The sequence below is a fragment of the Sphingobium fuliginis genome, assembly GCF_004152845.1.
Taxonomy (GTDB): Bacteria; Pseudomonadota; Alphaproteobacteria; order Sphingomonadales; family Sphingomonadaceae; genus Sphingobium; species Sphingobium fuliginis.
This window is the reverse complement of record NZ_SEON01000002.1, coordinates 80,423-92,640: the sequence shown is the minus strand read 5'-3', so window position 1 is coordinate 92,640 and position 12,218 is coordinate 80,423. Positions and strand designations below refer to the sequence as shown.

12 protein-coding genes are annotated in these 12,218 nt (G+C 63.3%); 1 reads left to right on the top strand and 11 read right to left on the bottom strand.

All coding sequences use genetic code 11. The features are described 5' to 3' along the window. Window positions 1–58 precede the first annotated feature (58 nt). From panB to EWH10_RS05395, 5 genes are all read right to left on the bottom strand, one after another. Window positions 59–931, bottom strand: coding sequence for a 3-methyl-2-oxobutanoate hydroxymethyltransferase (panB, locus tag EWH10_RS05415; RefSeq protein WP_044661754.1), 873 nt, complete (start codon window positions 929–931; stop codon window positions 59–61). A 162-nt stretch (window positions 932–1,093) separates the two neighbouring features. Continuing rightward, window positions 1,094–3,586, bottom strand: coding sequence for a TonB-dependent receptor (locus tag EWH10_RS05410; protein ID WP_044661755.1), 2,493 nt, complete (start codon window positions 3,584–3,586; stop codon window positions 1,094–1,096). Window positions 3,587–3,760: 174 nt separating this feature from the next. Further along, entirely contained in the window at window positions 3,761–3,952 is a 192-nt protein-coding gene (locus EWH10_RS05405) for a YezD family protein (RefSeq protein ID WP_025549910.1), read from the bottom strand. A 155-nt stretch (window positions 3,953–4,107) separates the two neighbouring features. Continuing rightward, complete coding sequence (locus tag EWH10_RS05400; RefSeq protein ID WP_025549911.1) at window positions 4,108–4,776, bottom strand: RBBP9/YdeN family alpha/beta hydrolase; 669 nt, start codon at window positions 4,774–4,776, stop codon at window positions 4,108–4,110. Window positions 4,777–4,948: 172 nt separating this feature from the next. Beyond that, window positions 4,949–5,314 carry a PRC-barrel domain-containing protein gene (locus tag EWH10_RS05395; RefSeq protein WP_044661756.1) on the bottom strand — a complete coding sequence of 122 codons (366 nt, stop codon included), beginning with the start codon at window positions 5,312–5,314 and terminating at the stop codon, window positions 4,949–4,951. 102 nt (window positions 5,315–5,416) lie between these two features. On the opposite strand from EWH10_RS05395, the gene EWH10_RS05390 reads away from it, so the two are divergent. After that, window positions 5,417–5,848 (top strand): OsmC family protein, encoded by a 432-nt coding sequence (locus EWH10_RS05390; protein ID WP_044661757.1) that lies wholly within the window; start codon window positions 5,417–5,419, stop codon window positions 5,846–5,848. On the opposite strand, the gene EWH10_RS05385 is transcribed toward EWH10_RS05390, so the two are convergent. The 6 genes from EWH10_RS05385 to atpD form a co-directional block, all read right to left on the bottom strand. Further along, a complete protein-coding gene (locus EWH10_RS05385; protein WP_044661758.1) occupies window positions 5,840–6,745 on the bottom strand; it encodes a DMT family transporter in 906 nt (301 codons plus the stop codon). The genes EWH10_RS05390 and EWH10_RS05385 overlap by 9 nt on opposite strands. 389 nt (window positions 6,746–7,134) lie before the next feature. Continuing rightward, the gene (locus tag EWH10_RS05380) at window positions 7,135–7,941 is read right to left on the bottom strand and encodes a class I SAM-dependent methyltransferase (RefSeq protein WP_044663065.1); all 807 of its coding nucleotides are present in this window, start codon (window positions 7,939–7,941) and stop codon (window positions 7,135–7,137) included. A gap of 122 nt (window positions 7,942–8,063) precedes the next feature. After that, window positions 8,064–9,590 carry a TadA family conjugal transfer-associated ATPase gene (locus EWH10_RS05375; protein ID WP_044661759.1) on the bottom strand — a complete coding sequence of 509 codons (1,527 nt, stop codon included), beginning with the start codon at window positions 9,588–9,590 and terminating at the stop codon, window positions 8,064–8,066. A 339-nt stretch (window positions 9,591–9,929) separates the two neighbouring features. Continuing rightward, window positions 9,930–10,184 carry an ATP synthase F1 subunit epsilon gene (locus EWH10_RS05370; protein WP_044661760.1) on the bottom strand — a complete coding sequence of 85 codons (255 nt, stop codon included), beginning with the start codon at window positions 10,182–10,184 and terminating at the stop codon, window positions 9,930–9,932. 4 nt (window positions 10,185–10,188) lie between these two features. Then, complete coding sequence (locus EWH10_RS05365; RefSeq protein ID WP_139111457.1) at window positions 10,189–10,761, bottom strand: hypothetical protein; 573 nt, start codon at window positions 10,759–10,761, stop codon at window positions 10,189–10,191. A 5-nt stretch (window positions 10,762–10,766) separates the two neighbouring features. Next, window positions 10,767–12,212: a F0F1 ATP synthase subunit beta gene (gene atpD / locus EWH10_RS05360; RefSeq protein WP_025551231.1), complete on the bottom strand. Its 1,446-nt coding sequence runs from the start codon at window positions 12,210–12,212 to the stop codon at window positions 10,767–10,769. Between the last annotated feature and the right edge of the window lie 6 nt (window positions 12,213–12,218).

Sequence of the window (12,218 nt, the reverse complement as noted above, 5' to 3'; positions counted from 1 at the left end):
TCGTCAGTTACGGCACGCGGAAGGCGCGATCATTAGCGGGGCTCTTGGCTCACGCAAATCACTTTTTGGGCCGATAGACCTGATCTTCGGTCGGAAAGTGCCGGTTCCGGACATCTTGCGCATAGCGGGCGGCGGCATTGCCGATGGTTTCCGCGATATTTTCATAACGCTTCACGAAACGGGGCACCCGTTCGAACATGCCCAGCATGTCCTCCGCCACCAGCACCTGCCCGTCGCAATGGGACGACGCGCCGATGCCGATCACCGGCACGTCGACGCTGTCGGTGACGGTGACGGCGATGTCCTCCATCACCCCCTCCAGCACCATGGCGAAGGCGCCCGCCTGCGCGACGGCGCGGGCGTCGGAGATGATCTTGGCATGCTCCTCCTGGCTCTTGCCGCGCGCGCCATAGCCGCCCAGCGCGTTCACCGCCTGCGGCGTCAGGCCGATATGGGCCATCACCGGAATGCCGCGCTGGCTCAAGAAGCCGATGGTTTCGGCCATGGCGACGCCGCCCTCCAGCTTCACGCCCGCGCAGCCGGTTTCGGCCATGACGCGGCTGGCGCTGGCGAAGGCCTGTTGGGGAGAGGCTTCGTAACTGCCGAAGGGCATGTCGACGAGGACGACGCTGTGATAGCTGCCGCGCACCACGGCGGCGCCATGGGCGATCATCATGTCGAGCGTGACCGGCAGGGTGGAGGGAAGGCCGTAGATCACCTGGCCCAGCGAATCGCCGACCAGCAGCATGTCGCAATGCGGATCGAGCAGTTGCGCCTGCCGCGCGGTATAGGCGGTCAGCATCACCAGCGGCTGTTCCGTCTTCCCCTCGAACTTGCGGCGCTGGATGGCGGGCACCGTCAGGCGCTTCATCGGCGCGGGGGTGGGGTTGGCGCGGCTGGTCGACGTATCGAGCGTGAAGGTCGTGGACATGGGATGCGCTCTACCGCAGCGGGGCGCGGGGCGCAAATCGGGGCCGTATCCAATCCGTTCAGGGCGGCATTGAAAAATGCGGGGAGCGACAGGGCCGTGTCGCTCCCCGCAGGGGGTGAACATCGTTGGATGCCAGCCCCTATCGAGAGGCCTTGGGCATCGTCAGAACGAGAATTTGATCGTACCGCCCCAGGTCTGCGGGTCGCCGGGCTGACCGGCGATCAGGCCGGTATTGCCCGGCGCGACCTGGAGATTTTCGATATAGTTCACGTCGAAGGCGTTGCGGACCCAGCCGAAGATGTCGAACCCTTCACCCCGGAAGCCGGCGCGGAAGTTGGTCAGGGCATAGCCCTTCACCTCCGTGTAGATGGACGGCGAGGCGTTGGAGTTCCAGTGCGACCGGTAATTGCCGTCGACGCCCAGATAGAGCTGGCCGTCCTTGTCCAGCAGCGTGACCGGAATGTTATATTCCGCGCCGTAGGAGAAGGCCCATTTCGACACGCCGGGGAGACGCTCGCCGGAAATGTCGACAAATGGGGGGCTGACCTGATTGGCCGTTGCTGCCGATCCGGGTGTGCCGGTGTAGGTGCACCTGCCGGTCACCGCAATCCCGGTGCTCGACCCGCCGCTCAGTTCCGGCGGCGGCGGCGCGTTGCAGAACTTCACATATTTGGCATCGGTGTAGGCGCCGTTGGCATAGGCGGTGAAGCGGTCGCTGGCGACGACCTTGAAATCTGCCTCGATACCCTGGGACCGTACCTTGTCGGCGTTGGCGAGATAGCCGCGCGTCGTGCCGAACTGGCCGCCGTTCACCGTCGCCTGGAAATTCTCGATCTCCGTGCGGAAGGCGGTGAGGTTGAAGGTCGCCCGACGGTCCCAGAACTGGGTCTTTAGGCCGACTTCGAAATGGTTGACCCGTTCCGGCTTCACCGTGCCCACGGCATAGTTCACCGTATTGTCCGAATTGAGCGGCAAGCCATTCTGGTTGATGCCCAGCGTCTTGAAGCTCTTGGCATAGGTCGCATAGGCAAGGATGTCCTGCGCGATCTTGTAGTTGACGTTGAAGTCGTAGGTGAAGTTCCAGGCGCTGTCGGACGGCGCGCTGAGTTGCGGTTGGTAGACGCCGCACTGCGCCGTCAGCACGGCATTGCCCTGCGTGGCGGTGGGTGCGCAACTGTTGATGACCGCTCCGGAGCCAGTGGTGACCACGCGCTGGTAGAAGCCCGACTTCTTGTCGTAGTTCAGACGCGCGCCCGGCTGGATGGTCAGGGCGTCGGTCACCTTCCAGCTCAGCTGGCCGAACAGCGCCGCGCTGGTGCTCTTGAGCCACTGCGTGTTGGTGGCGGTCAGCCCCTGAAGGATGCTTGGATTCCCTGCATTCGCGCCGGTCAGGCTCCAGCGGCTGGCGTCCGCGCCCTGCTGCTCCGTGCCCTGCGTGTCGATCCGCTGCTTGAAGCCGAACAGGCCGACCACGAAGTCGATCTTCTGGCTTTCGTAATTATAGCGGAATTCCTGGCTGTACTGGTCCTGCTGCGAGGGGTTCTGCGATTTCGAAACGACCGACAGGCCGGTGAAGTCGCGGTCATTCTCCGGCTTCCAGTCCCAGAAGCGCCACGCGGTGACGGAGGTCAGCGTGCCGGGGCCGACATCCCACTTTATCCTGGCGGAGACGCCGCCGATCTTGTTGCCAGCGTTCAGGTTGCTGTCGAGATCGGTCAGCCGGTCATAGGGATTGCGGCTGGGCACGGCATAGTTGCGGCCCGGATAGGCGGGGTTCGGATTGGCGTTGATCGCCTTGACCAGCTCATCATATTGGCGCGTGATCGGGCGCTGCGTCGTGCCCACCCGCACGAACACGGTGCCGCAGCATTCCGGGTCCTGTTTGCTGTAGTCGCCCGACAGGGTCAGGCTGAAATTGTCGGTCGGCTTGAACAGCAGTTGTCCGCGAATGCCCAGATTGTCCTGCTCGTTGATCCAGCGCTGGGACGTGACGTTGTAGATCGTCCCCCGGCGGCTGGTCGCGGCGACGGCGATGCGGGCTGCGATCGTGTCGGACAGCGGGCCGGAGATGGCTGCCTTCGCCTGCTTGTAGTTGAGATTGCCGACGGTCAGTTCGGCGCGGCCCTCGAAATCGAAGGTCGGCTGGTTGGTCGTGATGTTGATCGCGCCGGCCGTGGTGTTCTTGCCGTAGAGCGTGCCCTGCGGACCGCGCAGCACTTCGACCTGGGCGACGTCCAGAAAGTCGAAGGTCGCGGCGGCGACGCGGCTGTTATAGACGTCATCGACATAGATGCCGACGCCCTGCTCGAAGCCGTCGCTGGTCAGGCCGAACGGCACGCCGAGGCCGCGGATGTTGACCGAGGTGTTGCGCGGGTTGGTGGTGTAGACCTGAAGCGTCGGCGCCAGTTGCTGGAGCTTCACGACGTTGAAATTGCCGGTCGCCTCTATGCTGTCGCCGCGGATCACGGAGATCGCCAGCGGCACCTCCTGCGCGGTTTCCGCACGGCGGCGGGCGGTGACGATGATCACTTCCCCGCGGGCAGTGGCTTGTTCGGCGCTGTCCGCAACGGGTTGAGCCGCGTCCTGCGCAGATGCGGTGGACGCAATAAAGGATGCGCTCGCCACGCCGGCGAGCAACAGAAAACGCGCAATCATTGTATATTCCCCTTCCGGATGTCCGGTGAATGTTGATCGCGGCCCCTGCGGTGATCCGCTCAAAGCCGTTGGTCTGGGAATGGAAAATGTGGCCCACCCCTTGCCACCTGTTATCCGGCCCTTTGCGGGCCTTGTTCAGCAACCCTGAATCTTCTTGCTCCCCCCGCTCTTGTTTCAGGCGGTGAGGCGCGTCTTTTCCGTCACGTCGATCTGCACGACGCGTGCGTCATGCACGGTCAGCGTGACAGATCCGAAACGAAGCGCCTCCAGCACGCTGCGCACCTTTTCGATGCTGACCGCAATGTCGTGGCGCTGCCCGTCACTGCGGCCGTTGCGGGCGAATTCAATCGATCGGTTTTCACTCATAAACACCTCTTAGCCGCTCTTTATCTCAACTGTATTGATAGACAAAAAAGCAAATATAAGGGGCGCTCAAGTTTCTCTTGTCGCGCCCCAAAAGCATCGTTCGGAAAATGGGTCCGGTTTTTCCGTAAAAACGATGCGATAACAAAAACTATAGACTAGCCGTTGACCCGCAGCGCCGCCAATCGCCGCTCCTGATGCGCCAGCGGGATGGCGGGCCGTAACTGGCGCATTGCAGAAGCCTGCTCATGCGCATTGTCGATCAGTTTTTCGAGCAAAGCCTGGCCGAAGCGCCATTCGCCCAGGCCCGAATCCGCATTGATATGGCCGCAAAAGCCCGCATCGACAAAGCTGCTGCCCCAATTCTTGCCGATGCTGTGGGCGCGTTCGAAGAAGATATAGGGATCGTTGCGGCTCGCCACGACGATCGAGGGAAAGGGCAGTTGCGCGCGGGGCGTGGGGCCGAAGCCGCCGATCGTCTCGGGCGTTTCCATCCGGTCGCAGTCGGGCGGCGCCACCAGCAGCGCGCCGGTCACGGGCCAGCCATAGGCCTGGCTCTGCAAGGCGCCCCACCAGGCGACCGCAAGGCAACCCAGGCTGTGCGCGGCCAGGATGATCGGCCCCTCCGCCGCCCGGATCGCAGCGTCCAGCCGCGTGACCCAGCTATTGCGGCTGGGGCTGGCCCAGCTTCCCAGGTCGACCCGCTCGCAATCACCGCGCGTCTTTTCCCACAGCGTCTGCCAATGACCCGGCCCGCTATTGTTGAGACCCGGTATGGTCAGCACGACCGGCTGGCGCGCGTCTCCCGAATGTCCGAATCGCTCCATGGTCAAATCCTCGTCCTATTGTCGAGGGAGAGATAATTCTATTTATCCGGTAGACAATGGTCAAGCGGCAAAATGTGTCGGAATTTGGGCAACCCGATTCATCTGAGGTTCATATAATGGAAAGGGTCGGGGACTACCACCTTTGCGCCGCCCGAAACCGCCGGAACGCCCCTTACCAGGGGTAGATCAGCCCATAATAGTGAAAGACGCTGCGGCCGTAAGCGTCGTCATAATCGGGTCGTTCTTCCGGCAGATGGCGGGGCGCCTGGTCTAATATGTCCCTGGCCAAGTCCACCACATAGCCGCCCTTGTCCGTGTCGTAGCTCAGCATCGACCAGGGCAGCGGATAATGATCGTTGCCGATGCCCAGGAAGCCGCCGAAGGACAGCACGGCATAGCGGACCTGCCCGCTGCGCTTGTCGACCATGAAGTTGGAGATGTGGCCCAGCCGCTCCCCCTGGCGGTTGTAGACGGTAGTGCCTTCGATCCGGTCGGATGCGATCAGGTCGCCATGATTTTCCCTCGCCACGTCAGACATCGTCACTCTCCTGCGAAGAAATCGCGTTATGCTGACTGAACCAAGGGGGACCGGGCGGGTTCCCCGGGGCAGACGAGATGATATGCGAACAGGAGGACGGTCATGAAGATCAATCGCAGCGGATCGGCGGTATGGAGTGGCGGCCTGAAGGACGGCAAGGGCGCGATCTCGACCCAGAGCGGCGCGCTGGATGCGCATCCCTATGGCTTTGCGATGCGCTTCGAAGGGGTGCCGGGCACCAATCCCGAGGAGTTGGTCGCGGCGGCCCACGCCTCCTGCTTCACCATGGCGCTGTCGCTGATATTGGGCGAAGCGGGGCTGACGGCCGAGAAGATGGAGACCAATGCCGTCGTGACGCTGGAACAGCAGGAAGGCGGCTTTGCCATCACGGCGAGCAAGCTGAGCCTGAAGGCGACCATCCCCGGCGCAGACGATGCGCGGTTCCAGGAACTGGCCGCGAAGGCGAAGGCCAATTGCCCCGTGTCCAAGCTCTTGAATGCGGAGATCAGCCTGGACGCGGAACTGCTAGGCTGAAGGCGTGCGCCTGGCGTGGACATGTTCGCGCCAGGCGATGTACAGGCCGCTCCCCACGATCAGCGCCGCACCGATCCACGTCGTCGCGATCGGCCAGTTGCCCCAGATCGCCCAGCCGAGCAGCGTCGTCCAGACGATGGAACTGTAGTCCATCGGCAGCACCACGGAAACGGGGGCCCAGCGCAGTGCCGCGGTCATGCAGATCTGCGCGATGCCGCCGGTCACGCCGATCAGCAGCAGCAGGCCCCATGTCATGGCGTCATGGGCCTGCCCGTGGAACAGCATCGCCACGCCCAGCGGCGGCAGGGAGAGGAGGGTGAACCAGAAGACGATCACCCCGGCGCTTTCCGTGCGGCCCAGTTCGCGCAGGACCAGGCTGACGCAGGCGGTGACGAAAGCCGCGGCGAGCGCGACCGCAACGCCGATGGCGGGGAAGTGCCCGGCATCCGGCCGGACCATCACGATCACGCCGAGAAAGCCGATGAGCACCGCGCTCCACCGGTGGATGCCGGTCGTCTCGCGCAGGATGAGGGCGGACAGGATCGTGCCGAAGATCGGCATGGTGAAGCCGATGGTCACCGCTTCCGCCGGCAGCAGCAGGATATAGGACAGGAAGTTGAGCACCATGCCCGTCAGGCCGATGATCATGCGGGTGGCATGGACGCCGATGCGTCGCGTGCGGATCGATCCCATGCCGCTTGTCATGGCGATCCAGGCGAATACCACCGGCAGCGCCAGGGCCTGGCGGTAGAACAGCGATTCCACCACATGGACGCCGCGCGCGTCGGCCAGTCTGACCGTCACGAACATGATCGAAAGGCAGATCACCGCGAGCAAGCGCAGGCCGATGGCGGTGAACGGACGATGCGGGCGATTGGATGGGGGTGGGGGCGGCATGCGAACGCCTTAGCCCCGCTGCGGGAGGACGCAACCGCCCAAGGAGGGATGGACGAGTCCGGAATGCGGGAAATTGGCCAATTCAGGACATTCCCCTCCCGTAAACGGGAGGGGTTAGGGGTGGGTGCGAGCGCAGCGAGCTTCCAGCTTAGCCGTTGAAAATTCACGCTGATGTCGCGCCAGCCCACCCCCTAGCCCCCTCCCGCCTGCGGGAGGGGGAATGTCCTGATTCCACCCCAATCAGCCGCTCGGCGCGTTAAGGAGCGTGCGGCGTTAAATCGGACGCAGGCCGCGCTTCAGCTTTCCGTGTCGCATCCTTTCAAGCAGAACCGGTTTCCGTCCTTCGACGGGCTCAGGACAGGGATGCCCCCTATTTTGTCTGCGCCGTTTCACTTCACCGGTTTGCGAAAACGGAGCGTCATCCGGTCGCTTTCCCCGATGGCGAGATATTTCGCCTTGTCGACCTCTCCATTGCGCAGGGTCGGCGGGAGCGTCCAGACGCCCTTTTCCCAGTCGGCCGTGTCCTTGGGATTGGCGTTGACCTCCGACGATCCGGCATATTCGAAGCCGGCCGCTTCAGCGAGGCGGCGGATGGTCGATACCTTGAGGTAGCCGCTGGTCTTCTCCAGCGCCGTATCGCGCCCTTCGGGCAGGCGATGGTCGACGATGCCCAGCGTCCCGCCCGGCTTCAGCAGGTCGTAAAAGGTCTTGAACGTGGCCGTCTCGGTCCCGCCCATCACCATATTGTGCACGTTGCGGAAGGTCAGCAGCGTGTCGACGCTGCCCGCCGGAATGAGGCCGGTCTGGTCGGGGAAGGGGACGACCTTCACCTTGTCATAGACGTCCGGCTTTGCCGCGAGGAACGCCTTGTAGCCGTCCAGAGAGCGGCCGGTCGGCTGGAGCGCGTAGAAGGTGCCCTTTTCGCGCAGCAGCGGCGCCAGGATTTCCGTGTACCAGCCGCCGCTGGGTGCATATTCGACCACTGTCTGGTCCGGCTTCACCCCGAAGAAGGCAAGGGTTTGGGCCGGATGGCGGTAGGTGTCGCGAGCGGCGTTGGCCGGGGTGCGGCTGGGGGCGGCGACCGCGGCCGCGATCGGATCGGCCGCCTGATGATGGTGCGCATGCTGCGCGGCGAGGGGAAGCAGCGGCAGGGACAGGCCGGTCAGCAGCAGGGCGGCGCGGGCTAGACGGTTCATCGGCATTCCTCTCTTTCTGGGGAATGTCCGATGTGCCGGTGATGCGGGCTCCGCGCAAGCGGGCCGGCGGGAAATATGTCCGCCGGCAGCAATTGTTGCAATATGCGCTTATGGGCAGGTCGTTACAGGCAGGCTTCCAGGAAAGGCTGGTCGAAGCCGAACTGCCGCGCCTTGTCCAACGTGTAGGGACGCAGGCCCATGGAACGATATTCCCCGATGATCTTCCCGCTGTCGTCCTCGTCATGATATTCGAACTTGAACAGTTCCTGGGTGACGATGACGTCGCCTTCCATGCCGATCACCTCGGTGACGTTGGTGACGCGGCGCGAACCGTCGCGCAGTCGCTTCACCTGCACGATCAGGTCGACGGAGTCGGCAATCTGCTTGGAAATCGCTTCCTTGGGGATCTTGATGTCACCCATCAGGATCATGTTCTCCATACGGCCGAGGCATTCGCGTGGGGAGTTGGAGTGGAGCGTGCACATGGACCCGTCATGGCCCGTGTTCATCGCGGCGAGCAGGTCGAAGCACTCCGCGCCGCGGATTTCGCCCAGGATGATGCGGTCGGGGCGCATGCGCAGGGCGTTCTTGACGAGGTCGCCGATGGTGATCGCGCCTTGGCCCTCCAGGTTCGGCGGGCGGGTTTCCAGCGGCAGCCAGTGCGGCTGTTGCAGGCGAAGTTCGGCCGCATCCTCGATGGTCAGCACGCGCTCGCCCGGGTCGATCATCTTGGAGAGGGCATTGAGCATGGTCGTCTTGCCCGAACCCGTACCCCCCGAAATCACGATGTTGAAGCGGCAGGCGCCCGCGATCTTCAGCGCGGTGCACATCTTCTGGCTCATCGCGCCCCATTGGGCGAGCATGTCGAGCGTGATCGGCTTGGCGGAGAATTTACGGATGGAGATGGCGGTGCCGCGCAGGGATAGCGGCGGCACGATCACGTTGACGCGGCTGCCGTCGGGCAGGCGGGCGTCGGCCAGCGGCGTGGTCTGGTCGACGCGGCGGCCGACTTTGTTGACGATGCGCTGGGCGATCTGGAACAGATGCTCTTCGTCGCGGAACTTGATGGGCGCGATCTGTAGCTTGCCCTTCTTTTCGATATAGGTCTGCTCCGGGCCGTTGACCATGATGTCGCTGACGTCCGGATCGGCCAGCAATTCCTCCAGCGGGCCCAGGCCGAGCAGTTCGTCCACCAGCACCTTTTCCAGCGCGAACTGCTCGCGGCGGTTGAGGGTCAGCTTCAGTTCCGCCAGCACCTCCATGATGATCGGGCGGAATTCCTCGGCCAGCTCATCCTTGGTCAGCGTGGCGGCGGCTTCGGGATCGACGCGCTCCAGCAGGCGGGGGAGCACCTGCTCCTTGATCTTGTGGACCGAGGCTTCGAACCCTTGCGGTCCGGTATCGGCGGCATGTTCGGCATTGGCGCGATCCGACAGGCGCTGCATCGCGTCGGCATTGCGCTGCATCTGGCTTGTGGGCGCGGAGAGCGGATCGAGCGGGGCTTCCGGGGGCAGGGCCGTCATGTCCAGGGGCGGGAACTGCTCGCCGCCCTTGATCTCTTCCTTGGGCGCGCCTCCCTGCATCGGTCGGGCAAGGCCGAAACCCGGCTTGATGCCCGCAGGTCCATTTTTCCGTCCAAACGCGCTCATAATTCTCCGCCGAAATGATGTGCATCAGCCATGGTTGTTAAAGGTGAATAGCGTGGAAACTTTGATAAATGGCTAATGCGTCGGTGGCCGGGCGCCGCAGCGGGGCGAGGCCTGCTTGGACATTCGAATGGCGTCTGCGTTCGGCTGGCGGGAGGACGATGCTTGCCCACAAGAGGCGAACTGTTGGCGTGGTGGCTGACATCCAGTCTTCAACGATAGGGCATTTCGGTCGTTGATGATCCTGATGAGAGCCATGTTCGGCCAGTCTGGAAAGCCAAAGAGCCCCGTTCCGACTTGGAACGGGGCCCTTTGGCTTTTAGCAGCGGTCAGTTTGGCTTGTCAGCCGGCATGCTCCGCAAGGACGGTGAGGCCCTTTTCGTTCACCTCGGCAAAGCCGCCGCGAACCGGGATGATTTCCGGGGCGGCGCCGGCGTTGGCGAAGATCTGGATCGTGCCGTCACGGACGGTCGACATGAAGGGCGCATGGCCCTCCAGCACGCCGAAGTCGCCATCGGTGCCGGGGACGACCACCTGATAGACCTCTTCCGAGCGGACGAGCTTTTCCGGGGTCACGAGTTCGAAATGCAGTGCCATTGTCTTACTGAGCCTTTGCTGCATCAAGGGCGACGGTCATGATCATCTGAATGCCCTTGCCTTCATTGTAAACGATATTGGGACCGTCAAGAATGACGATCATATGCCCGCCGGGACGTTCCGCATTGAGTACCAGCAGATCCCGCATGAAATTGCCTTGCATTCCGGATCGGCTTTTGTCGATCGTCCAGCCTTCGATCGACCGTAATTTGGTCGTCCAATCATATCTTGCCGTCAGCGAGAGCATGGTGTCGGCCAGCGTCACCTTACAAGCCGGCACCGAAGCGGAAGTAGCCAGCCACATCTTGCCTTCGGGCACGGCGACGGAAGCGTAGATGCCTTCCTTGCCAAATAAGCGGCTCGCCATGGTCTCCACATCGGCCGGAGGAATGGCCAAGGTGATACCGACGTTCTTCAACAGCTTTTCGTTCTTCGCGGTCAAATGATCCCGCTCGGTAAGCTGTTGCGCGCAGGCTCGAAATGCTGTTTCCAGCGCGCTGGTCAACTGGGAGGCCGTCGTCTTGGCCGGTGTTGCCGATTGCAGCAAGGCTAGTGCAAGGACGACGCCTCCCGTCATTTGCCTTACGCCGCTTCCGCAGCCAGCTTCTTCGCCTTTTCGATGGCTTCGTCGATGCCGCCGACCATGTAGAAGGCGTTTTCGGGCAGATGGTCATATTCGCCTTCGACCACGGCCTTGAACGACTTCACCGTATCCTCGATCTGGACGAACTTGCCCGAAATGCCGGTGAAGACCTCCGCGACGTGGAAGGGCTGCGACAGGAACTTCTGGATCTTGCGGGCGCGGGCGACGGTCAGCTTGTCCTCTTCCGACAGCTCGTCCATGCCCAGGATCGCGATGATGTCCTGAAGCGACTTGTACTTCTGGAGGATCGCCTGAACCGCGCGGGCGGTTTCATAATGTTCCTGACCGACGACGCGGGGTTCCAGAACGCGGCTGGTCGAGTCCAGCGGGTCCACCGCCGGATAGATGCCCAGTTCCGAAATGGCGCGGTTGAGAACGGTGGTGGCGTCGAGGTGCGCGAAGCTGGTGGCCGGCGCCGGGTCGGTCAAGTCGTCCGCGGGGACGTACACGGCCTGCACCGAGGTGATCGAGCCCTTGTTGGTCGAGGTGATGCGCTCCTGAAGGGCGCCCATGTCGGTGGCGAGGGTCGGCTGATAGCCCACGGCCGAAGGAATGCGGCCGAGCAGAGCCGACACTTCCGCGCCCGCCTGGGTGAAGCGGAAGATGTTGTCGACGAAGAACAGCACGTCCTGACCTTCCTGGTCGCGGAAATATTCCGCGATGGTGAGGCCCGACAGGGCGACGCGCGCGCGGGCGCCCGGCGGTTCGTTCATCTGGCCGTAGACCAGCGCCACCTTCGAACCTTCGCTGATCGCGTTGCCGTCGGCGTCCTTGGCGATGACGCCGGCGTCGAGGAATTCGTGATAGAGGTCGTTGCCCTCGCGGGTACGCTCACCGACGCCCGCGAACACGGAGGTGCCGCCATGGCCCTTCGCGATATTGTTGATCAGTTCCTGGATGAGCACGGTCTTGCCGACGCCCGCGCCGCCGAACAGACCGATCTTGCCGCCCTTCGCATAGGGAGCGAGAAGGTCGATGACCTTGATGCCGGTGACCAGGATCGAGGCGTCGGTCGACTGGTCGACGAATTCCGGCGCCTTGGCATGGATCGGGGCGGAGAGGGTGGTGCCGACCGGGCCGCGCTCGTCGATCGGCTCACCGACGACGTTCAGGATGCGGCCGAGCGTGGCCGGGCCGACGGGAACGCTGATCTGCGCGCCGGTGTCGGTCACTTCCTGACCGCGGGTCAGGCCGTCGGTCGAGTCCATCGCGATGGTGCGGACGGTGTTCTCGCCCAGATGCTGGGCGACTTCCAGCACGAGGCGCTGGCCGTTGTTGCTGGTTTCCAGCGCCGAGAGAATGGCCGGAAGTGCATCGGGGAAGGTAACGTCGACGACGGCGCCGATGACCTGGCTGATGCGGCCTACATTGTTGGTGGTTGCCATGACTAC

Excerpts from the sequence above, each read along its gene's own strand:
- panB (WP_044661754.1), bottom strand. The coding sequence starts at position 931 with ATGTCCACGACCTTCACGCTCGATACGTCGACCAGCCGCGCCAACCCC.
- EWH10_RS05410 (WP_044661755.1), bottom strand. The coding sequence starts at position 3,586 with ATGATTGCGCGTTTTCTGTTGCTCGCCGGCGTGGCGAGCGCATCCTTT.
- EWH10_RS05405 (WP_025549910.1), bottom strand. The coding sequence starts at position 3,952 with ATGAGTGAAAACCGATCGATTGAATTCGCCCGCAACGGCCGCAGTGAC.
- EWH10_RS05400 (WP_025549911.1), bottom strand. The coding sequence starts at position 4,776 with ATGGAGCGATTCGGACATTCGGGAGACGCGCGCCAGCCGGTCGTGCTG.
- EWH10_RS05395 (WP_044661756.1), bottom strand. The coding sequence starts at position 5,314 with ATGTCTGACGTGGCGAGGGAAAATCATGGCGACCTGATCGCATCCGAC.
- EWH10_RS05390 (WP_044661757.1), top strand. The coding sequence starts at position 5,417 with ATGAAGATCAATCGCAGCGGATCGGCGGTATGGAGTGGCGGCCTGAAG.
- EWH10_RS05385 (WP_044661758.1), bottom strand. The coding sequence starts at position 6,745 with ATGCCGCCCCCACCCCCATCCAATCGCCCGCATCGTCCGTTCACCGCC.
- EWH10_RS05380 (WP_044663065.1), bottom strand. The coding sequence starts at position 7,941 with ATGAACCGTCTAGCCCGCGCCGCCCTGCTGCTGACCGGCCTGTCCCTG.
- EWH10_RS05375 (WP_044661759.1), bottom strand. The coding sequence starts at position 9,590 with ATGAGCGCGTTTGGACGGAAAAATGGACCTGCGGGCATCAAGCCGGGT.
- EWH10_RS05370 (WP_044661760.1), bottom strand. The coding sequence starts at position 10,184 with ATGGCACTGCATTTCGAACTCGTGACCCCGGAAAAGCTCGTCCGCTCG.
- EWH10_RS05365 (WP_139111457.1), bottom strand. The coding sequence starts at position 10,761 with ATGACGGGAGGCGTCGTCCTTGCACTAGCCTTGCTGCAATCGGCAACA.
- atpD (WP_025551231.1), bottom strand. The coding sequence starts at position 12,212 with ATGGCAACCACCAACAATGTAGGCCGCATCAGCCAGGTCATCGGCGCC.